This is a genomic window from Synechococcus sp. H55.9 (assembly GCF_047462355.1).
GTDB lineage: Bacteria > Cyanobacteriota > Cyanobacteriia > Thermostichales > Thermostichaceae > Thermostichus.
This window is the reverse complement of record NZ_JANSJB010000013.1, coordinates 20,756-40,530: the sequence shown is the minus strand read 5'-3', so window position 1 is coordinate 40,530 and position 19,775 is coordinate 20,756. Positions and strand designations below refer to the sequence as shown.

Below are 19,775 nucleotides of genomic sequence, written 5' to 3'. Positions count from 1 at the left end.
CTCATGCGGCGGTGCACCTCTAGAAATTGTGAAGCGATATATCCAGAATCAGTCAGGAGGCGCTATCCCTCCCCACCCGGGTGGGGAATCCCGCGCCTTACGTTGAGCAAATGCAGGACAGGCGAGTTAACTGGCGCAGTAATTGATGGCCAAAGCCCCTACTAAAGTGAACTGAAAAGTCAGGAGCACCAAGTAGAAAATGGCGCGGGGCCTGAACAAAGTCAGCATCAAGCCAATGGCCTTCAAGTCCACCATCGGCCCAAACACCATAAAGGCCAACAGGGATCCCGGCGTGAAGGTGGCGGCAAAGGAGAGGGCAAAAAAGGCATCCACCGTCGAGCAGATAGAAATGATCCCGGCCAGGGCCATCATGATCAGGATCGAGACCAGTTCATCTTGGCCATAATTTAGAACAAACGAACGCGGGATCACCGTCTGCACAAAGGCCGCCATCGCCGAACCCAGGATGAGCACGGATCCCAGCTCGCGAATCTCTCTAGCCCAGGTTTGCAGCAGCAACAATCCCTTTTGCCGCCAAGAGAGAGCAGGGGCAGCGGCCAGCGCTGCCCGATACACCTCTTCGGCAGTCTGCAGAGTGGCCAGGGATCCGCCAGCAGCCCCTTGAGCATGGCCCTGGGATCCAATCCAAAAGGTGCCCCCCTGCAACAACGGCGAGCAGGAGGTGCTTTTCAGAGCTGCCTCTTGGCAGCGGTTGCGCTGCAGCTCTCGCCAGACCGCCGGTTGCAACAAAGGCTCCAGATCTTTTTGCACGCTGAAGAGCAAGCCGATGGCCACCGCAATGCCAAAAGAAAAAAGAACCCGGTAGACCACCAGCTCCGGCATGCTGCGAAAGGCAATCCACGTGGAGAAGATCACGACCGGGTTAAACACCGGCGCTGCCAACAAAAAAGCCACCGCCACATAGGGTGGGATCCCTTTGATCACCAGTTGCCGGGCCACCGGCAGGTTGCCGCATTCGCACACCGGGAAGAAGAACCCCAGAGCACCGCCGGCCACCGCGCTGCCGATTTTGCCTTCGGGCAGGAAACGAGCCAACTGGGATCCCTCTACGAACACGGCCATCAGCCCGGAGAGAAACACCCCCAAGAGCAAAAACGGCATGGCCTGCACCACAATGCTCAAGAAGAGGGTGAACCCGTCTCGCCAAAGGGGAGAATCCAAAGGGCTCAACGCACCACCTCACCCACGCATTTGGGCTCTATTGAGTTTGGATCCCGGCCCAGTGCTCTGTCAAACCGCTCTCAACCCCGCTCCTCGATGGGGATGTAGCGTTGCTGGCGTTCACCTGTGTACACCTGGGTGGGTCGGAAGAGCCGATTATCCGACAACTGCTCCCGCCAATGGGCCAGCCAACCCGCCACCCGGGCAATGGCAAATACCGGCGTAAACAAATCTTCCGGGATCCCTAGCTTGGCGTAGACCAACCCCGAGTAGAAGTCCACGTTGGGGTAAATTCCTTTGGGCCCCAGCAGCTCCGCACACACCCGCTCCACTTCCAGGGCGATGTCGTAGTACTTGTCGTGGCCGTAGCGCTCGAACAGCTCCTCGGCCAGCCGCTGCAGAATGGTGGCCCGCGGATCCTTCACCTTGTAAACGCGATGGCCCATGCCCATGATGCGCTCTTTTTTGGCCAGCTTCTCTTCGATAAACGAGCGCACATTTTCCACCGAGCCGATTTGCCGCAACAGCCTCATCACCTGTTGGTTGGCCCCCCCATGCAACAGCCCCGAAAGGGTGCCCACCGCCGTGGCCAGGCTGCTGTAGGGGCTGGCCAGGGTAGAGGCGCTTACCAGCAGGGCAAAGGTAGAGGCGTTGACCGTGTGTTCGGCGTGCAAGATCAGACAGGTATCGAAGATGCGGGCCAGCCAGGGATCCGGCTTCTTGCCGGAGAGCATGTAGAGAAAATTGGCGGCATGATCCAGGCTGTCGTCGGGGGGGATGGGATCGTTACCCTGGCGCATCTGGTGAAACATGGCCACCATGGTCGGCAGCTTGGCGAGCAGACGGGTAACCGTGCCAAACACATAGTCGGGATCCGCCTCCCGCACCGGATAGAACATCCCCAAGCCTGCCACGCAGGTTTGCAGGGCATCCATCGGGTGGCCCGACTCAGGAAACGACTTGATCATGTCGCGGATGCGGTATTTGACCCGCCGATGGCTGCGGACGGCCTGGTCAAAGTTGTTCAGCTCGGATTGCGTCGGCAGCTTGCCGAAGATCAGCAGATAGGCCGTCTCCAAAAAGGTGCTGTGGGCCGTCAGTTCCTCAACGGGAATGCCCCGATACTCCAGGATCCCTACCTGGCCATCGACAAAACTAATGTTAGAGCGCGTGGCCGGAACGCCTTCTAGCCCAGGCTTGTATTCGCCATCCGCCATAGTCGGACCCTTGGAAGTTCCCAAATGATGAATCGAGGGTTGCCAAAGCTGCCTGGAGCCCTTGTTTCTCTCAGGCAACACTGACCCCGCTTCGCTACAGTAAAGCAAATTTTGGATCCCTGCAGCCAACCGCTGACCTCGCCCAGAGCTTGGATCGGACTGGGATCCGCTTCCTATCTTGCAACAGCCCCCGCTGCCCGAGGCAAGAGTTGTTGCTATTGTGAGGACGACCCCCTGGTCGAGGGCGCTCGACCGCAAACCCTGCTTGGAGATGGCCTCGATGTCGAATACGGCGCAAACTCACCCCGTCCAAGGGCTGGAATACGTGGTGCTGGGAGTGGCCACCTGCTTCCAGCGAGATGAGGACGGTCACCTGCGGGAAGTCCTGGTGGCCGAGCCGTTGCCCGCTGCCGCCTTGGACTGCCTGGCCCAAGAGGGCCGCAGCACTTCCTATTGTCTCCTCTACGCCACAACCTATGCCGAGATCGTGAACAACGGGACCCCGACTTTGCCCGCCGATGTCTTCCCGGCGGGGGTGGTGCTGGGAGAAGATTTTGTGGAGCGGCTGCAAGCGGCGGCCCGCACCTATCGCAGCAAGCCCCAGTTTCGCCACATCCCCCTGCACCAAGTTTGTACTCCCGAGCGGGGGGCGTTTAAGCTCAACCACAGCCTCGAGCCGCGACGGATCCTCAATACGGCAATGGAAGTGAAGGATGCTGACAACATCAAGCAGCACCCCCACACCCACCAACAGCTCTGAAGGAGAGGCTGCTGGTGCCAGCGCAAGGACGGCAACACCAGTCATCACACCCAGGGATCCCGACAAGCTGGATCCCTGGGCAGAAGTTACCTGAGCGATGGAGAAGGCAGGAAGGGCTGGCCCAGCCACAGCCCACTGAAGCCCAGCGTCAGCAGAGTCAGGGGCAGACCCAAGCGCAGATGCTCCCCAAAGGAGAGCACGTACCCTTTTTTGGCGGCTGCCTCAACCGTGATTAGATTGGCTACTGCCCCAAACAGGGTTAAATTGCCCGCCAACGTGGAGCCGGCAGCCAGCAACAGCCAAGTGGTGGTCTCCTGTTGGGGAACCAAGGATTGCAGCAACAACACTGCCGGCACATTGGAGATGATGTTGGATAAAATGGCTACACCGATCAACAGGGCGAGGGGGGATCCCACCAGCCTCTCTGCCAAAGGCCCCAAGCTCATCCCCCAGAGGGCTACCAGTTCTCGCGTTGCCCGCGTCAAGATAAACAGCCCGGAGAACATCACCAGCAAATTCCAGTCCACCTGCCCCAGAAATCGCTCCGGCTTCAGCCTGCGGGTAATCAGCAACAGGGCCGCTGCCACCAAGGCCGATTCGGCCAAGGGAAGTCCGGCTATGAAGGCCACAAACAGCCCCCCCGCGATCACCAGGCTCTTGCGCAATAGGGGCGGGTAGAGGCGCAGCGGCAGCCAAGGCACCTGGGCAAAGGGTTGCAAGGAGCGCACCTGGGGGTAATAGAGCCACAGCAGCCCCACCTCCAGCAGCAGCCCCACCACGGCAATGGGCGTCATCTTGCCGGCAAACTCCAGATAGCCGATCCCAGAGAAAGAGCCGATCAAAATGTTCTGTGGGTTGCCGCTCAAGGTGGCGACGGATCCCAGGTTGGTGGCTGCCGCCAAGCCCAACAGGTAGGGAATCGGGTTTAACCCCAACACCGTTGTGACCTGCAAAGTGAGGGGAGTAAACACCAGGGCCAGGGTATCGTTGAGCAAAAAAGCCGAGAGCAAGCCGCTGCCAAACACCAGCATGATCAACAGGCCAAAGGGGCTACGGCTCACCCGAATCAGGCCCAGCAAAGCCAACTGGAAGGCCCCACCATAGGACAAGCTGGCATTCACCACCATCATGCTCAGGAGAAACACGATCGTGGTGGGGTCAATGGCCTCCCAAGCCTGCCGCAGCGACAAGGTCCCCAAGCCAATGAGCAAGGCGGATCCCACCAGGGCAATCGTGGCCCGGTTCATGCGCAACCGGGGCAGGGATCCCAGCCCCAGCCCGAGATAGCTCAAGCCCAACACCAACCAAGACAGTTTCTGCAGGCCTCTGCCCCCTCCTTTTTGGATCCCTGCTGGGTTGAGCCAATGGCCGGAGTGGAAACAGGCCCGCTATGCCCAGCACTCAACTCATAGGTTACAAGAATAAAAAGCTTTTCAGGACAGCCCGGAAGCTCGTCAGGCTGAGTAGTCGTGGGGATCTGGCCGTCGTTCATAGGATAATGGGAGCCCGTAGACCTTGAGTTGCCCATCGTTCACTGAGGAGCTGTCCCCTTGGTCAAAGAGCGAGTCGAGGTGATCGTCCCGGCCACCACCGCCAATTTGGGGCCGGGGTTCGACTGCATTGGTGCAGCCTTAGAGCTCTACAACCACTTCCAATTTCGGGAGATCCCCTCTGGCCTCAGCATCCACTACCGTGGCAGCGACCACATCAGCCAGAGCAAGGACAACCTGGTGTACCGGGCCTTCTGCCGCGCTTTTGAGTTGCTGAGTAAGCCCGTGCCGGGGGTAGAAATCGAAATCACCCTCAACGTGCCCCTGGCGCGGGGGTTGGGCAGTTCTGCCACCGCTATTGTCGGCGGCTTGTTGGGAGCCAATGCCATCGGGTCGCTCAACCTAGCTCCCGAAACCCTCCTACAACTGGCCATCGCCCTGGAAGGCCATCCAGACAATGTGGTGCCCGCCCTGCAGGGTAGTTGTCAGCTCTGTGTGCAGGGGCAGCAGGGGCAATGGGTGTTTTGTCCGGTGGATTGGCACGAAAGCATTGGCATCGTGGTTGCGGTGCCCAACTTTAAGCTTTCCACCCAAGCAGCCCGCGAGATCCTGCCCAAATCCGTCAGCTTGGCGGATGCGGTTTTTTCCAGCAGCCATCTGGGTCTGCTCATTCGCAGCTTGCAGTCGGGCCGGGTGGACTGGCTGAGGGTGGCCCTGCAGGATCGCCTGCACCAGCCGGCCCGCATGGAGCTGATCACCGGGTTCAAAACGGTTCAAGCTGCAGCCATAGCTGCCGGGGCCTATGGGGTGGTGATCAGTGGAGCCGGCCCCACCCTGTTGGCCCTCTGCGCCCCCGAAAATCGGGAACGGGTGGGAGCCGCGATGGTCAGCGCTTGGGCCCAGCTCGATATTGAAGCAGAAGCCAAACCGCTCAGCTTGGATCGGCAGGGAGGACGGGTGGTGATCCACTCCCAGCCGGCTGGATAAAAAACTCTCTCTCCAAGCTCCTCAGGCTGGTGCTGGGAAGCCATCCTGCAGCAGCAGCAATAGAGGCGGGAGGAGGAGCCAAGCCGCCACCAGCAGGGATGCCACTGCTGCCATCAACACCGCTGCCGCGGCGCAATCTTTGGCGATCTCGGCCAAGGGATGATATTTGCTGCCGAGGGTGAGATCCACCACTGCTTCCAGAGCGGTATTCACCAGCTCCAGCGCCATCACCAAACCGCTGGTCAGGCTGATCAGGGCCATTGCCGCAGCGCTCAGCCGCAGGCCCAGCCCAAGGCCGAAGGCTACCGCCGCCACCGCCATGTGAATGCGGAAGTTGCGCTGGGTGCGGATTGCATAAGCCAAACCCTTGCCCGCGTAGTAGAAACTTTTGCCCAGGTTGTCGGCCACCTGCCAAGAGGGGGGGCGTCGCCAGGGATCCACCTCCAAAGGCGCGGCATTGGCTGCGGGATCGACCTCAGAGGAAGGCGCTGGAGCGATACCGGTGGGCTTGGAATGGACGCGCCGCCGGAACGCCGCCAGCCGACTAGGACTGTTGGCCATGGCTTACCCCTCCATCCAGTTGGATGGCAGCGAGCAACTGTCGCTGTTGCTGCACCATGTGCTGGAGAGAACGTTCATCCGGGTGATCCCACCCCAGCAGGTGAAGCAACCCATGGCTGGCCAGCCAGGCCAGCTCCTGCGAGAGCCGATGCCCTTGCGCTTTGGCTTGTGAGCGGGCGGTGGGCACCGAAATCACAATATCCCCCAGCAGGCGCACCCCCGTGATCTCGTGCAGCTTGACGGGGGCGGGCATCTCCTGGGCGGCAAAGGCCAGCACATCGGTGGGCGCGTCAAGGTGGCGAAACTCGCGGTTGAGCTGGCGAATGTGATCATCGGAGGTGAGGCAAAGGCTGAGCTCGCACGGCTCCTGTACCCCCAGCTCCCGCAACCAGATCTCGAACCAATGGCGCCAAGTGACTTCTTCAACCGGGCTTGGAATGTGGAATTCCAGGTAGAGATCTAGAAACTCTCCCATGCCGGCCTCCCTCACACCACGCACCCTATTCTACCGATTTGCTCAGGTTGGGCCAGTTTTTGTTTCTCTGCTCGGCAAGCTGTTGCAGCGCCTGGCGCAGCCGATTTTCCAGCTTTTGGCAGTCTGGATCCCAATCCTCTGTCGGAAACAGATCTCCGGCAATGGCGACCGCCCAGGCCCCTGCTTGCAGATATTCCGCTGCCTTGGCCAAGGTCACCCCCCCAGTGGGGATCAACGGCAGGGATCCCAGCACCGGTCGCAGATGACGCAGGTAGCGGGATCCCCCCATGCTCTCCGCCGGAAACACTTTGACCGCCGTTGCCCCCGCCTGCCATGCCTTCCAGATCTCGCTGGGGGTAAGGGCACCGGGCACGACGGGCAGTCCCACTTCCCGGCCCCAACGGATAATGCTCTCGTCCGTAAAAGGGCAAACGCAAAATTGGGCCCCCGCCTGCCAAGCCTGCTCCGCCATCTGTCGATGGGAGACGGTGCCCACCCCTATCCAACACTGCGGGTGGTCTTGCCGCAGTTGGGCAATCAACTCCAGATAGCGGGGAACGTGCGGGGTGATCTCGATGTGGCGGATCCCGGCCCGGATGGCCAGAGTGGATCCCTGGAGAGCCTGGTCTGGGCTGCTACAGAGGCGGATCACCGCGATCAGGGGCTGCTGCCACAAATGGAGTAGCCAGTCTCCAAAGCCGCGTTCAGAACCCTCGAATACCATCTGTGGGAAAGTACCCTCTCATTGGAAGGGCTGTCGGGGAACCGGTGGCAAGATCCCATCGTTGGCAATGACCGGAAAAGCCCAACAGCGAGCGTACCGCCTTGGCGATGGGCGGAGGTCACTCTTGCCGGCTTTGGTGCTCACGCCAAAATTGCTCCGCAAAAGCCACTGTTGGGTGGATGGGGGCACGGGGTTTGCTGAGGAGGGGCATATTGGCCTCTTCAGGAGTGCGGTTGCCCTTGCGCTGGTTGCAGCGTTCGCAGGCGGTCACCACATTGTCCCAGGTGTGGGATCCGCCGCGGGAAAGAGGTACGACATGATCCAGGGTCAGGTTATGGGTGCTGCCGCAGTACTGACAGGTGTGGTGATCCCGCCGCAAGACCTCTCGCCGGGTAACAGGGGGCACCCGCCAGGATCGCTCTTTGCCCTTGATGGTCAGGCGGATGTGTTCGGGCACCTCGATCACCTGGCTGGGGGAGCGCACCTTCCACACCGGCACATCCATCATCGCCAGCGGCTCTGCCTTGCCCGTCAGCAGCAGCACAATCGCCCGCCTAATGTTGACCCGGCTAATGGGCAAGTAGTTTTGGGAAAAGACAACAATCGACTGTTCCAGGACGTGGGTAGCAGCAGTCATGACTTAGCTCTTCCATTTGCCGCCATTGTCCTGAGAAATCTGGCGAATGACAAGGTTTTCCCGCAGTGGGCACCATCTAGGTGGAGCCCCACCATTCAACATTCCAGAGTTTCTTACGATCGGGAGCCGGACAGATGGGCTAGTATCCGGGTGATGGTCGGATCCCGTGCCTCCCATGACCTACCCGCTGCATGTTGCCCTGGTTTGGCACCAACACCAGCCCCTCTACAAAAGCCCGCTGGCGGGTAAATATCGCATGCCTTGGGTGCGCCTACACGGGATCAAAGACTACCTGGACTTAATTTTGCTGCTGGAGCGCTATCCCCGCCTGCACCAAACGGTTAACCTAGTGCCCTCTCTCATTGTGCAAATCGAAGACTACGTGGCCGGCTCCGCTTTCGATCCCTATTTGGAGCTGACTTTATCTCCTGTCGAAAAGCTGACCCCGGAGCAGCGGCGCTTCATTGTCGAGCGTTTCTTCGACAGCCATTACCCCACCATGATTGAGCCCTACCCCCGCTACCGCCAGCTCTACGAACAGCGGGAATCGCAAGGGATCAACTGGTGCCTACAGTACTGGACGCCCCAAGACTTCAGCGACCTGCTGGCCTGGCACAACCTCTCCTGGTTCGATCCCCTCTTCCAGGAGGATCCTGAGATCGAGAGCTGGATCAAGATGGGTTCTGGCTTTACCCTGGCGGATCGGCAGCGGATCTACGCCAAGCAACAGCAGATCCTGGCCGCCATCCTGCCCCAGCACGCCAAATTGCAAAGTAGCGGCCAACTGGAGTTGACCACCAGCCCCTACACCCACCCCATCTTGCCCCTGCTGGTGAGCGAGCGCTCGGCGCGGGTGGCCCGGCCCGGCTTGCCCCTGCCCCGCTACCCCTTCCACTGGGAGCAGGATGTCCACAGCCAACTGGAGCGGGCCAAGCAGATCTACCGGGAGCGCTTTGGCCGCGATCCGCGGGGTCTGTGGCCTTCAGAGCAGGCGGTCAGCCCCGCCATCGTGCCCCTGATCCAGAAACAAGGCTTTGATTGGATCATCTCCGACGAGGGAGTGCTGGGCTGGAGCTTGGGCCAACCCTTTCATCGCGACGGGCAGGGCCATATCCTCGAGCCGGAAAAGCTCTACCGCCCCTACCGTCTGGAGAGCGAGGCAGGGGATTTGGCCATCATCTTTCGGGATCACCGCCTTTCCGATCTCATTGGCTTTAGCTACAGCGCCATGCCTGCCGACGCTGCCGCCAAAGATCTCATCGGCCACCTGGAGAGCATCCGCAACCGCCTACCCCAAGACCAGCCCTGGCTGGTCACCATTGCCCTGGATGGGGAAAATTGCTGGGAGTACTACCCCCAAGATGGCCGCCCCTTCCTGGAAAACCTCTATGCCCGCCTCAGCCAGCACCCGGCGTTGCGCTTGGTGAAGGTGTCGGAGTTTTTGGATCAGTTTCCCCCCACGGAGTTTCTGCCAGCCGAACAATTGCACAGCGGCTCCTGGATTGAGGCCGACTTTACCACTTGGATTGGGGATCCCGTCAAAAACCGCGCCTGGGAGCTCCTTGCCCAAGCCCGCCAGGTGATCCAGGATCACCCTCACGCCACCCCCCAGGCCTGGGAAGCCCTCTGGGCCGCTGAGGGATCCGATTGGTTCTGGTGGTTTGGGGCGGGCCACTCTTCCGCCCACGATGCCGTTTTCGACCAGTTGTTTCGGGAACATCTGCAGGCCCTCTACACCGCTTTGGGAGAGGCGGTGCCGGCGGCGCTGCAGTTTCCCCTCGAGGATCACGACGGGCTGGGGGATCGCCTGCCGCAGGGGTTTATCCATCCCACCATCAACGGTCGCCCCGCCGAACGGGAGTGGAGCCAGGCCGGGCGGGTGGAGATCGGCGCAGCCCGAGGAACCATGCACCGCAACAGCGTCGTCCGCCGCCTCTGGTACGGGTTCGATCACTTCAACCTCTATCTGCGGCTGGATTTTAACTCGGTGGTGCAGCGGCCCAAGCAATTGCAGGTGCTGTGGTTTTATCCCAACCGCGTTACCGTCAACAGCCCCATTCCCCTGCAGGGGTTGCCGGCAGAAGCCCCCCTCAACTATCTCTACCGCCACCTGTTGAAGCTGTCGCTGCCGCCGCCTGGCACCGGCCAGCATCCCGCACCCGTCGAGGCTCAGCTCTTGCAGGCAGGGGAGTACCATAGCTGGCAGCCCATCAACCATCAGGTGAAGGCGGTGGTGGATGCCTGTTTGGAGGTGGCCATTCCCTGGAGCAATTTGGGCGCCCAGCCGGGGCAGGAGCTGCAATTTATCATCGTGGCCGCCGATGGCGAGACCTTCCAAGAAGGGATCCCCCCCAAGGCCACCATCGCCCTGCGGAGACCTTGAGAATTTGAGAATTTAAGTTATGGCGCGCGATCTCTACCCGCCCATCGAGCCCTACGATCACGGCTTTCTCCCCGTCTCTTCCCTGCACACCCTCTACTACGAGCAGTGCGGCAACCCGGCGGGCAAGGCGGTGGTGTTTTTGCATGGGGGGCCAGGGGGTGGGATCGATCCCCTCTACCGGCAGTACTTTGATCCCAGCCGCTGGCGGGTGGTGCTGTTCGATCAACGTGGTTGCGGCAAGAGCCGCCCCTACGCCGAGCTGCGGGAGAACACCACCTGGGATCTGGTGGCCGATATCGAGAAGCTGCGCCAACACCTGGGCATTGAGCGCTGGTGGGTGTTTGGGGGCAGTTGGGGCAGCGCCCTTGCCTTGGCCTATGGGCAAACCCACCCCCACTCCTGCCTGGGGTTTATCTTGCGGGGCATTTTCCTGCTACGCCCTTTTGAGATCCGCTGGTTTTACCAGTCGGGGGCCAGCCACCTGTTCCCCGATGCTTGGGAACATTACCTGGAGCCCATCCCTCCCGAAGAGCGGGATGACCTGCTGGCAGCCTACCACCGCCGCCTCAACGACCCGGATCCCCAGGTGCGGCTGAGAGCGGCCCGCGCCTGGGCCATCTGGGAGGCCAGCACCAGCAAGTTGATCCCCAGCCCTGAGCTCATCGAGCGCTTTGGCCAGGAGACCTTTGCCGAGGCCTTTGCCCGCATCGAGTGCCACTACTTCGTCCATGGGGGTTTTTTGGATCCTGAAGACCAGCTCCTTAGGGGGGTGGAGCGCCTGCGCCATCTGCCGGCTGTGATCGTCCAGGGACGCTACGACGTGGTCTGCCCGCCCATTTCCGCCTGGGAGCTGCACCAGGCCTGGCCAGAGGCGGAGTTTCACCTCATTCCCGATGCCGGCCATTCCATCACCGAGCCCGGGATCCGCACCGCCCTGCTGCAGGCCACGGATCGCTGCGCCAGTCTGTGAGCCGCTGAGATAGCCTGGGTTGGGGATCCCAAGACCTTGAAGAATTGCTACAGGAATGCCGGCAAAACCTTGGGATCCAGCCCCGGAGCACGGCCAAGCCTATCGACAGTCGGCGATTTTGGGTTTATCACTGAGGGAAGAGCGGTGCAGGCTGCCTGGTCGATGGCTTCCGCCACTGGCTCCTTCTGATTGTTGTTAATTGATCTTGGGCTGGTTCCTCCACTCCAGCGTCTTGTCAAAGCAAACTTGTCTTTACTTCGCCGTTTCCAGGGTCGAACCATGCAGAAAATAACTCATCTGTCTAAGCTTGCCCTCGCCCTGCCTGCTTCCCTCTTGCTGGCAGATGCCGTTGTGGCTTACCCCTGTGACTCGGTTGGGGGTGAAGCTTACAACTTCTACAGCCCCACGGTTCAGGTTGACAGTTTCGGGGCTCAGGTGTCGCCTGCTGTCCTAGGCAACGGTTTTATCGGGGTTGCCATCGAAACGGTGGATGGACAGCCAGCTCAAGGTGCCGTCAGTCGTCGCCTGTTTGGCCCCGCGCCTCAAATCCAAGGGGTGCAGGTGGTTGGTCTGCTCCAGGATGGCCCGGCTCAACAAGCGGGTCTGGCCCAGGGAGATATTTTGATTGGGGTGGACGGGCAGCGGGTCACCTCGGTGCAGCACGTCCAGCAAATTATCCAAAACACCCCGGTGGGCCAGCGGGTACCCATTACCTTCCGGCGCGGCGGACAGGTGTTGTCCACGGTGGTGGTGGTCGGCGATGGCCGTGTGTTGCGCCCCTTGATGCTGCAGCAGCAGTAAGCTTCCAGTGAATGCAGATTGGAGTTCAGGATGGGCGGTCTGGGCGGTTTGCGGCCTTAACGGGCTGCTGTTTCTGGCTTTGCTCGCCCTCGTTCCTGTCCTTTTGAGCCTGCGGTCGGCGCTCTGGGTTACGGAGCGGGCCATGGCCGACTGGCGGGAGGCGGCTGAGCGGGCTTTGGCTCCCACGCCGGCTGAGTTGCTGCGCCTACGGGATCGGCTGCAGGAGAATCGCCATACCCTCGACCGCTGGCAGCGGCGTCTCCAGTTTTGGCAAGGGATCCGCAGGGTGGCTGTTTGGCTGGGGCGCAGGCTGTGAGGAGCATGGATAGCGTCTCCCATCCCATCCGGTTGCAGGTGATGGCCAATGCGCTGGCGGGGATCGCCGAGGAGATGGGGGCGCGCCTCATCCGCGGTTCTTACTCGGCCAACATCAAGGAACGGCGGGATTGCTCGACGGCCCTGTTCGACGCTCGGGGAGACTGTATTGCCCAGGCGGCCCACATTCCGGTGCACCTGGGCGCCCTCGCGGAAGCGGTGCGGGCGGTGGTGGCAGCCGGCCCGCGGCCCGGCGATGTGTTCGTCCTCAACGATCCCTACCAGGGGGGATCCCATCTGCCGGATATCACGGTGGTTACGGCCATCCCCGGCCTGGGGGATCCAGAACAAGTCTGCGCCTACGCGGTGAACCGCGCCCACCACGCCGATATTGGGGGGATGCGCCCCGGCTCCATGCCGGCCGACTCTACGGAAATCTGGCAGGAAGGGCTGGTGATCCCGCCGCTGCGGCTGGCCCAAATGACCCTGACGGGGGAGCTGTGCTGGCAGGGCGATCTGCTGCGCCTGATCCTGGCCAATGTGCGCAACCCTGAGCAGCGGCGGGGGGATTTGCAGGCCCAGGTGGGGGCCAGCGCCGTGGGGGTGAGCCGGTTTCGCGAGCTGCTGGCCCGCTTTGGAGAAGAAGAGGCCTGGCAGTTGATCGCCGGGGTGATCGCCTACAGCCGGCGGCGGATGCAGGCCCAGATCCGCGCTCTGCCCGCTGGGATCTACACCGCCTGCGACTACCTGGAGGGCTACGGGGATCCGCCCGAGCCGCTCCGCATCCAGGTGCAGATTGAGGTAAGGGGGGAGAGGCTACGGGTGGACTTTGCCGGCACAGCCCCGGCCACCGCGGGGAACCTGAACGCGCCTTTGGCTGTGACCCGCTCGGCGGTGCTCTTTGCCCTGCGCTGCCTGTTGGATCCCACGGCGCCCAGCAATGTCGGCCTGGAGGATCCCATCGAGATCGTAGCCCCGCCCGGCTGCCTGGTGAACGCCCAATTTCCGGCGGCGGTGGTGGCGGGCAACGTGGAAACCTCGCAGCGCATTGCCGATGTGGTGTTCAAAGCCCTAGCCCCGGTGGCCGGATCCCGTGCCATTGCCCAGGGGCAGGGCACCATGAACAACTGTGTGCTCGGCAACCGCCACTTCACCTACTACGAAACCCTGGGGGGCGGCCAAGGAGCCAGCCGGCAGCGACCGGGCCTGGACGGCGTCCACGTGGGCATGAGCAATACCCTCAACACCCCCATCGAAGCTCTGGAGCTGGAGTATCCCCTGCGGGTGCTGCGCTACGAGCTACGCCCAGATTCCGGCGGCCATGGCCGCCAGCGGGGCGGCTGGGGGCTGATCCGCTCCCTCCAGACCTTGCAAGATTGCACCCTCTCCCTGCTCACCGACCGGCGCCACCATGCCCCCCAAGGGGAAGAAGGCGGCGAGCCTGGCCAGGTGGGGATCAACCTCGTCAACGGGGATCCCTTGCCCAGCAAAACCAGCCGATCCCTGAAAGCCGGCGATGTGCTCACCCTCTACACCCCTGGCGGCGGGGCTTGGGGGTCAAGCGAGGAGGAGCAGGCACCCGAACCCACATAGCGCAGGTGGGCGAGAAACAACTGCTCGCAGCGCCGGATCACCTCATCACGGCTGGCAAAGTGCTCTAACCTATGCACTTCTTGACCTTTCTCAAACAAAATTAAGGTCGGCAGCGAGCGCACCCGATAGCGGCGCGGCAGCCAAAAATTGTCGTCCACATTCACCCGCAGCACCTTAACTGCGCCGCCCCACTCTGCTGCGAGACGGTCGGTAATCGGCTGAATGAACCGACACAGGCCACACCAAGGGGCGCCAAAATCCACCAACACCAACCCGTCACTTGTCAAAAGTTCTTGATTAAAAGCATCTAAAGCAACTTGCAAGTTCATCACTCCCAGACTAAAGAAGTTGTTTGGGATCATGCTACCAGGCAATTTGGCTGGCTGCAGAAACCATTTGCGGATGGAAAGCATAAAGAATCACTACAAAGCTGAACACCCCTAGGTAGGCCCAGCGCAGAAACTCTCGCGGTTGCAGGTGTTGTCGCCGCTGCAGAATGGCCAAGCCGGGGATCACAGAAGTACGGGCCTTGAGATCGCGGAAGGCCTGGCCGTATTTCCGCTCCAGACGGTGATCCCCGTGCCAGACGGCGAACAGGTGATAGGCCACCAGCCCCAGGGAGGTGACCAGCATAAAACTGGAGCCAATCCAAAGGGAATGGGCCACACACCAGATCACCTGGCCCACCATTTGGGGGTGGCGGGTGATGCGGATGATCCCGGTCTCAAACAGGTGGATCTCCGGCTTCTGAATGGCGGCGATCTCCAGCAAATTGAAGGTAGCCGGATACAAAAAGAAAAACGAGAGCGCTGACAAAAGAACAACGGTGGTGTGGATGCCGGGGACAGCATGGAGATCCCAGAGGATCACCCCGTCGTAGCGATGGTTAAAAAAGTAGATCAGCAACAGCGGCGCCAAGCTGAGGCTGACCAGCGCAAAAAGAAGGCGGTACAAACGGGATCCCAGCCAAGCTTCCCCCCAAGGCCGCAAGTAGGCCAGCCCACTGTGAGCACAGGCAAATCCTAGAATCATGGCCAACATGATCGCGTGGGATCGGTAGGGGGCCAGCTCGGGCGGTAAGTGGCTAAAGAGTGGGAACAGCATCTTTTCAAGAGCTCCTCTGGGGCGTCGCCGTGACTTATGCTTAAAGATAAGTTACATAAGGCAAGCTTCCCATGCTGAAAACTTTTTTTCTACGCCTTGTCGGCCTGCTCCTCTCGGTCATCCTGGTGCTGGGCTGGACGACCGCAAGCGCTCAGGCGGCCCGTCTTACCGGCAAGTACTACGAAGACAGCATGACCCTGATCCAAACCCTGCGCACCGTCCTTTCGGAAGCGGATCCCGTGATGAACCCGGCAGAGGCGCGGGCGGAAGCGATGGAGGCTATGCAAGAATTCGCAGGACGCTACCACGGCCAACGCTACGACAAGCTCCAGTCTTTCACCACCCTGCGCACCGTGTTTAATACGCTGGCCTCCCAGTACCGCACCTCCAACCGACCTCTCAACCCGGAGAAGGTGGAGCGGGTGCTGATGCAACTGGATCGGGCGGAGTTGGCCTTGCGCCGGGAAGGTTGAACTTTTGGGATCTCCCAGATCCAAATCACAGGCAAATTTCCCCCGGCGCAGCCAAGCTGTTGCCAGCTCGCAAAAGTCGAGGTCATCGCCGGCGTTCTTCCAAACCTGAGGAGGAAGGCGCCGCTCTCTCGAGGCAAAGGGCATTTTCTCAGGATTTGGGAGGTTGTTATGGGCACAGGTCGTTGGATCCTGCTCTCGTTGCCGCTGATGGTTGGGGGTGGGGTTATTGCTTTTTATTCAGCTTCGCTCTTGTCCCTTCCAGCCCAAGGACAGGTGGCTGGAGCTGCCGAGGAGGGATCCCCGGGCCCTTTTTTTGCGGTGGATGGCCTGGCCCTGCGCGGCTATGACCCGGTGGCCTACTTTATCGATGGCAAGCCGGTCGAGGGATCCCCAGCCTATGAATGGGAGTGGGGAGGGGTGACCTGGCGGTTTGCCACTGCTGACAATCGGGAGCGGTTTCGCAGCAACCCGGAGCGCTTTGCCCCCCAGTACGGCGGGTTTTGTGCTTGGGCCGTGGCCCACAACTACCTTTACCCGGTGGATCCCTTTGCCTGGAAAATTGTCGATGACAAGCTGTACTTGAATGCCAACCGGCGGGTACAGCGCAACTGGGAGCGGGACATTCCCGGGTTGATCGAGAAGGCAGATGCCAATTGGCCGGGGCTGCGCAGCCGCTGAGCCTACCTGTCTGGGATCACTGGATGAGGCGCAGGGTTACCTTGATGACAACCCGGTGGAGGCCGCTTTCGCCAAGCTCCAGATCGCCCCCCATTTCTCTCAGGAGCCGCTCGCTCACCCGCCAAGTAGCACTGCCCTTTGTTTCAACGGGCACATGGCACCGTCCCTCCAGGTTCCACTCTAGACACAGGTGCCCCTCCGCTGCTGCGATGGGATAGAGGTGCAGAGCCATCGAACCATAGCGCAGGGCACGGATGCCCCAGCGACACACCCCCAGCAGAGCCTGCACCAAACCGTGGGGATCCGCCCAAACCATAAGGCTGTCCGGGAGGGCGGACGGTTCAGAAACAGAAGGTGGTTGTAGGATCGGCCACTCGTAGCGAATGCCCTGATCCTGGGCCTGTAGGCGAGTTAGGCTGTACACATCTTGCAGCAGGGGGCGGAGTTGGGTCGGCTCCGGTTGCAGGGGTTGAATGGGCAGATCGTGGCGAGCCAGGCGGGTGTATTCCTCGAGCAGCTTAATCAAGCGCTCTACGGACTCTTTGGCACTTTGAATGTATTCCCGCTCCTCCTCCGGGGAATCGCACAGATCCGACAACACCAACTGCAGGGATCCCATCTGGCTGCTGAGGGGGTTGCGCAGCTCGTGGCCAATGCTGACGAGCAACTCTTGCTGAAAGGCTCGCATCACCTCAGAGCGTTCAAAAGCAAATTGCCAATCTACGGCCTCTTGCCTGTCGGCAGGGGCCGCCGGCTGGGAAGCTGGATCGGGTTTGGCTGCGGGTTTCCTCAAAAGGTGCTCCGGACGAAGGACAGGGGATCCCGTCGAGGTTCAGATCCTTGGGTTCGGATCTTTAAGCTTTGCACAGTAAGGACTACGTCCCCCTGACGCGAGCAGGCTCTGGAGATACCCCACTCCATGGGGATCCTACCCTTTTCTACCCGACGAAGTGGGCGCTGACCACCCGCTCAATCCCCGCCAGATCGCGGTGAACTTGGATCTGCCGATAACAGTCCCTCTCTCGCAATTGCTCCGCCACCCAAGGGGCTTGTCCTCGCATCACTTCTACCGCCCAAAAGGAGTTGGGGGCCAGGTAGTCCGGTGCCCTTTGAATCAACAGCCGCAAGTGGGCCAGCCCATCTTCCCCGCCATCGAGGGCCTGTCGCGGCTCGTGCAGCCGCACCTCGGGCATGAGATGGGCCAGCTCCCCGGTGGGGATGTAGGGCGGGTTGGAAACCAGGCCGCGCAGCCGCCCCCGCCAGGGATCCAAGGGCACAAACCAGGATCCCAGCAGCAACTGCACCCGCTCCTGCAAATGGTGGGCCGCCACGTTGTCCGCCGCAACGGCTAGGGCTTGCGGGCTCGAATCCACCGCCAGAAGCTGCAACTGGGGATGTCGCTGGGCCAAAGCGATGGCAATGGCCCCGCTGCCGGTGCCCAGGTCGGCCAAGCAGGATGCGGGCGGCAGAGGATTAGCTTGTAACCAGAGGGAAGCCTGCTCCACCAGCAGCTCGGTCTCCGGACGTGGGATCAGCACCGCCGGGGTCACCCGTAGGCTCAAGCCGGCCCATTCCACTTTGCCCAACAGATACTGCAGAGGGACGCGCTTTTCCACCCTTTGCTGCCAAAGGGCCTCTACCTCCTCCAGGAGTTCCCCCGCCCCAGCCGGAGCGCGACCCAGCAGCCGCTCCAACGGCCCCCACCCCAGCCGTTCCTTGAGCAGAATCTCCACCTCCTCGGCAGGGATCCCAGCCGCTTTTGCCGCCCTCAGGGCCTGGGCACGCCACTCCAGCAATCGCCTCAGCAGAGTCGAGGGGGATCTCAAAGGATTCCGTTCTGCCAGCATGACTGGGGGTTGGGTTAACGCTGAGGCTGGGGACTGGCAGAAGGGTTGGCAGGCCGAGCCAACGATTGGATGTATTCCAGCGCCGAGCGGGAAGGGATAAAGGCGATCTTCTGCACATCGGCCTGGGCATCGGGAGCCAGCATGCGCTCCACCACAATGGCCAGGGAGGTGACCTCAATCTGGGTTTTTCCAACCACATCCGGGTTCTGGGCTGCCGCCCGATCCAAAGCTCGCTGCAGATCGTTGCGGTCGAAGAAGAAGGGCACCACCTCCTGACCATCCTGCTCGATGGTCAGCAGCCCCTCTCCGGAGCGGCCATAGAACAGAGGCACGCCGATCGCTTCTGGAGGCACATCTTTGCTGGTTTCTTTCAGTACCTGCTTGGCTGCCTCCACATCAGCAGGCCGCGGCACCACCTCGAAGTACAGATCGCTATTTTTGGCGCGCTCCTCTTCCGATTTTTCGTAGGCATACCCCAGCGAGAGAGGCACCACCTGGGCTTGGCTGGCTATCTCGGGGTTGCTGGCTTTCACCTGCTCCAACATTTTTTGGGCCTGGGCTTGATCCAGCCAGAAGGAGACCACTTGAATGGTGCGGCCATCTCGCTCCACATTGGCAACAACAGGTGTGCCGTTCTGAGACACAACCGCAAAAACAGGCACCAGGCTCAGCCGCTCTGCCACCTCTTGCCGGCTCATGGGGCCTGCGGTTGCCTGAGCCGGTGGAGCACTCCCCTGAGCCCAAGCGGGAGTCATGGCCAAGCTCGCCCACGCTGTCCCGATCAGGATCCCGGCTATACTGCTCACCCGAGCTACACAGCAGCAGAGGGATCGGGCAGGCGACACTACGTTACAGCGCATCATTCTCATCTCCACTCCCGGCATCGCGCCTTGTTCTGGTTGCTATAGGGCTAGATCCCTCAAGTACTAACCAACAGATCGGGCAAGGCAGAAGCCACCCGGATTGAACCTGCTCGACAGGGCTAGGCTAGCGATGCGGCACACCCTCGGCATCGACTCGCGGCTGGCCGTCGCTGACAACACCCCGGCTCACTGACCTCAAAGAGCGCTCTTGGGCCACCCTAGAAGCCAAGGTTAGAACATCTGCTCGACTCCTGTCGAGGGGCAAAGCCCCTATTTGGGGTGGGGATCCCGCATCACTCAATACTATATACGGAGTCGCATAAAATCGACCCACGCTAGATGCAGATCTACCCAACAGCAGATCGGTTCAGATCGAGCTGATAATTGTATGCTCAGCTTTTCCACAACAGGCAGCCTACCCCAGCCTTGTGCATCAGGGCTCTGATGTAGCCGCGCGAACGTGGCAGCTACTGTTAACTTTTGTTAAGGTGGGGGGACAAACGCATGCTTCCGAGGAGCATTAAACCATGGCTAAGATCTTTACCCCTGAATTCAACCAATTTGAGACCATCAACGCCACGCAGGCCTGGTCTTTGTTTTTCACCATCAGCGCTTCCGATCGGCTTTTGGGCTCAAACCCGGCTGTTGGGCGCTACATCACGCTGGCCTTGTTCAGCGCCATCCTCACCGGCATCCTGAATGTGCTGCTGGCCTC

General features: G+C 61.0%; 22 protein-coding genes. 10 read left to right on the top strand and 12 right to left on the bottom strand.

Annotation, left to right across the window (positions count from 1 at the left end):
- Window positions 1–126: 126 nt before the first annotated feature.
- Entirely contained in the window at window positions 127–1,182 is a 1,056-nt protein-coding gene (locus NW857_RS03460) for a permease (protein ID WP_414367947.1), read from the bottom strand.
- An 80-nt stretch (window positions 1,183–1,262) separates the two neighbouring features.
- The gene (locus NW857_RS03455) at window positions 1,263–2,399 is read right to left on the bottom strand and encodes a citrate synthase (RefSeq protein WP_414333309.1); all 1,137 of its coding nucleotides are present in this window, start codon (window positions 2,397–2,399) and stop codon (window positions 1,263–1,265) included.
- Window positions 2,400–2,679: 280 nt separating this feature from the next.
- Between NW857_RS03455 and NW857_RS03450 the strand changes: the two genes are divergently transcribed.
- On the top strand, window positions 2,680–3,159 hold the full coding sequence (locus NW857_RS03450) for a hypothetical protein (RefSeq protein ID WP_414333310.1): 480 nt from the start codon (window positions 2,680–2,682) through the stop codon (window positions 3,157–3,159).
- Window positions 3,160–3,245: 86 nt separating this feature from the next.
- On the opposite strand, the gene NW857_RS03445 is transcribed toward NW857_RS03450, so the two are convergent.
- A complete protein-coding gene (locus tag NW857_RS03445) occupies window positions 3,246–4,460 on the bottom strand; it encodes an anion transporter (RefSeq protein WP_414333368.1) in 1,215 nt (404 codons plus the stop codon).
- A gap of 249 nt (window positions 4,461–4,709) precedes the next feature.
- Here NW857_RS03445 and thrB point away from each other — a divergent pair, with 249 nt between their 5' ends.
- Window positions 4,710–5,636, top strand: coding sequence for a homoserine kinase (thrB, locus tag NW857_RS03440; RefSeq protein WP_414333312.1), 927 nt, complete (start codon window positions 4,710–4,712; stop codon window positions 5,634–5,636).
- A 21-nt stretch (window positions 5,637–5,657) separates the two neighbouring features.
- Here the strand turns inward: thrB and NW857_RS03435 are convergent, their stop codons facing one another.
- From NW857_RS03435 to NW857_RS03420, 4 genes are all read right to left on the bottom strand, one after another.
- Window positions 5,658–6,197 (bottom strand): diacylglycerol kinase family protein, encoded by a 540-nt coding sequence (locus NW857_RS03435; protein ID WP_414333314.1) that lies wholly within the window; start codon window positions 6,195–6,197, stop codon window positions 5,658–5,660.
- Complete coding sequence (gene ybeY / locus NW857_RS03430; RefSeq protein ID WP_414333316.1) at window positions 6,181–6,672, bottom strand: rRNA maturation RNase YbeY; 492 nt, start codon at window positions 6,670–6,672, stop codon at window positions 6,181–6,183. The genes NW857_RS03435 and ybeY overlap by 17 nt, the downstream gene beginning before the upstream one ends.
- 25 nt (window positions 6,673–6,697) lie before the next feature.
- A complete protein-coding gene (gene eda, locus NW857_RS03425; RefSeq protein ID WP_414337166.1) occupies window positions 6,698–7,396 on the bottom strand; it encodes a bifunctional 4-hydroxy-2-oxoglutarate aldolase/2-dehydro-3-deoxy-phosphogluconate aldolase in 699 nt (232 codons plus the stop codon).
- A 118-nt stretch (window positions 7,397–7,514) separates the two neighbouring features.
- Complete coding sequence (locus NW857_RS03420; protein ID WP_414333320.1) at window positions 7,515–8,033, bottom strand: HNH endonuclease; 519 nt, start codon at window positions 8,031–8,033, stop codon at window positions 7,515–7,517.
- 175 nt (window positions 8,034–8,208) lie between these two features.
- On the opposite strand from NW857_RS03420, the gene NW857_RS03415 reads away from it, so the two are divergent.
- The 5 genes from NW857_RS03415 to NW857_RS03395 all read left to right on the top strand — a co-directional run bounded on the left by NW857_RS03415 (window position 8,209) and on the right by NW857_RS03395 (window position 14,095).
- The gene (locus NW857_RS03415) at window positions 8,209–10,416 is read left to right on the top strand and encodes a glycoside hydrolase (RefSeq protein WP_414367939.1); all 2,208 of its coding nucleotides are present in this window, start codon (window positions 8,209–8,211) and stop codon (window positions 10,414–10,416) included.
- Window positions 10,417–10,435: 19 nt separating this feature from the next.
- Window positions 10,436–11,386, top strand: coding sequence for a prolyl aminopeptidase (pip, locus tag NW857_RS03410; protein WP_414367937.1), 951 nt, complete (start codon window positions 10,436–10,438; stop codon window positions 11,384–11,386).
- A gap of 279 nt (window positions 11,387–11,665) precedes the next feature.
- Window positions 11,666–12,187 (top strand): PDZ domain-containing protein, encoded by a 522-nt coding sequence (locus NW857_RS03405; protein WP_414333325.1) that lies wholly within the window; start codon window positions 11,666–11,668, stop codon window positions 12,185–12,187.
- A 79-nt stretch (window positions 12,188–12,266) separates the two neighbouring features.
- Window positions 12,267–12,503 (top strand): hypothetical protein, encoded by a 237-nt coding sequence (locus tag NW857_RS03400; RefSeq protein ID WP_414367936.1) that lies wholly within the window; start codon window positions 12,267–12,269, stop codon window positions 12,501–12,503.
- Between the two features lie 5 nt (window positions 12,504–12,508).
- Entirely contained in the window at window positions 12,509–14,095 is a 1,587-nt protein-coding gene (locus NW857_RS03395; RefSeq protein ID WP_414333328.1) for a hydantoinase B/oxoprolinase family protein, read from the top strand.
- Here the strand turns inward: NW857_RS03395 and NW857_RS03390 are convergent.
- Both NW857_RS03390 and NW857_RS03385 read right to left on the bottom strand, forming a co-directional pair.
- Complete coding sequence (locus NW857_RS03390; RefSeq protein WP_414333329.1) at window positions 14,032–14,424, bottom strand: thioredoxin family protein; 393 nt, start codon at window positions 14,422–14,424, stop codon at window positions 14,032–14,034. The genes NW857_RS03395 and NW857_RS03390 overlap by 64 nt on opposite strands.
- Window positions 14,425–14,458: 34 nt before the next feature.
- Window positions 14,459–15,199, bottom strand: coding sequence for an NnrU family protein (locus NW857_RS03385; protein ID WP_414333331.1), 741 nt, complete (start codon window positions 15,197–15,199; stop codon window positions 14,459–14,461).
- A 71-nt stretch (window positions 15,200–15,270) separates the two neighbouring features.
- Between NW857_RS03385 and psb27 the strand changes: the two genes are divergently transcribed.
- Both psb27 and NW857_RS03375 read left to right on the top strand, forming a co-directional pair.
- A complete protein-coding gene (gene psb27, locus NW857_RS03380) occupies window positions 15,271–15,672 on the top strand; it encodes a photosystem II protein Psb27 (protein ID WP_414333333.1) in 402 nt (133 codons plus the stop codon).
- A 249-nt stretch (window positions 15,673–15,921) separates the two neighbouring features.
- Entirely contained in the window at window positions 15,922–16,350 is a 429-nt protein-coding gene (locus NW857_RS03375) for a YHS domain-containing (seleno)protein (RefSeq protein WP_414367935.1), read from the top strand.
- Between the two features lie 16 nt (window positions 16,351–16,366).
- On the opposite strand, the gene NW857_RS03370 is transcribed toward NW857_RS03375, so the two are convergent.
- From NW857_RS03370 to NW857_RS03360, 3 genes are all read right to left on the bottom strand, one after another.
- Window positions 16,367–17,143, bottom strand: coding sequence for a sensor histidine kinase (locus tag NW857_RS03370; protein ID WP_414333337.1), 777 nt, complete (start codon window positions 17,141–17,143; stop codon window positions 16,367–16,369).
- 145 nt (window positions 17,144–17,288) lie between these two features.
- Window positions 17,289–18,176: a peptide chain release factor N(5)-glutamine methyltransferase gene (gene prmC / locus NW857_RS03365; RefSeq protein ID WP_414347389.1), complete on the bottom strand. Its 888-nt coding sequence runs from the start codon at window positions 18,174–18,176 to the stop codon at window positions 17,289–17,291.
- A 35-nt stretch (window positions 18,177–18,211) separates the two neighbouring features.
- Window positions 18,212–18,952 carry a Tic22 family protein gene (locus NW857_RS03360; protein WP_414341532.1) on the bottom strand — a complete coding sequence of 247 codons (741 nt, stop codon included), beginning with the start codon at window positions 18,950–18,952 and terminating at the stop codon, window positions 18,212–18,214.
- A 635-nt stretch (window positions 18,953–19,587) separates the two neighbouring features.
- Between NW857_RS03360 and NW857_RS03355 the strand changes: the two genes are divergently transcribed.
- Window positions 19,588–19,775: hypothetical protein (locus tag NW857_RS03355; RefSeq protein WP_414333343.1), on the top strand; the 188-nt coding region annotated here is incomplete at its 3' end.

Bases quoted from the DNA above. Each gene is read 5' to 3' on its own strand.
- NW857_RS03385 (WP_414333331.1), bottom strand. From the start codon at position 15,199: ATGCTGTTCCCACTCTTTAGCCACTTACCGCCCGAGCTGGCCCCCTAC.
- NW857_RS03360 (WP_414341532.1), bottom strand. From the start codon at position 18,952: ATGACTCCCGCTTGGGCTCAGGGGAGTGCTCCACCGGCTCAGGCAACC.
- eda (WP_414337166.1), bottom strand. From the start codon at position 7,396: ATGGTATTCGAGGGTTCTGAACGCGGCTTTGGAGACTGGCTACTCCAT.
- NW857_RS03390 (WP_414333329.1), bottom strand. From the start codon at position 14,424: ATGAACTTGCAAGTTGCTTTAGATGCTTTTAATCAAGAACTTTTGACA.
- ybeY (WP_414333316.1), bottom strand. From the start codon at position 6,672: ATGGGAGAGTTTCTAGATCTCTACCTGGAATTCCACATTCCAAGCCCG.
- NW857_RS03395 (WP_414333328.1), top strand. From the start codon at position 12,509: ATGGATAGCGTCTCCCATCCCATCCGGTTGCAGGTGATGGCCAATGCG.
- NW857_RS03435 (WP_414333314.1), bottom strand. From the start codon at position 6,197: ATGGCCAACAGTCCTAGTCGGCTGGCGGCGTTCCGGCGGCGCGTCCAT.
- NW857_RS03405 (WP_414333325.1), top strand. From the start codon at position 11,666: ATGCAGAAAATAACTCATCTGTCTAAGCTTGCCCTCGCCCTGCCTGCT.
- psb27 (WP_414333333.1), top strand. From the start codon at position 15,271: ATGCTGAAAACTTTTTTTCTACGCCTTGTCGGCCTGCTCCTCTCGGTC.
- NW857_RS03420 (WP_414333320.1), bottom strand. From the start codon at position 8,033: ATGACTGCTGCTACCCACGTCCTGGAACAGTCGATTGTTGTCTTTTCC.
- pip (WP_414367937.1), top strand. From the start codon at position 10,436: ATGGCGCGCGATCTCTACCCGCCCATCGAGCCCTACGATCACGGCTTT.
- NW857_RS03450 (WP_414333310.1), top strand. From the start codon at position 2,680: ATGTCGAATACGGCGCAAACTCACCCCGTCCAAGGGCTGGAATACGTG.
- NW857_RS03415 (WP_414367939.1), top strand. From the start codon at position 8,209: ATGACCTACCCGCTGCATGTTGCCCTGGTTTGGCACCAACACCAGCCC.
- NW857_RS03455 (WP_414333309.1), bottom strand. From the start codon at position 2,399: ATGGCGGATGGCGAATACAAGCCTGGGCTAGAAGGCGTTCCGGCCACG.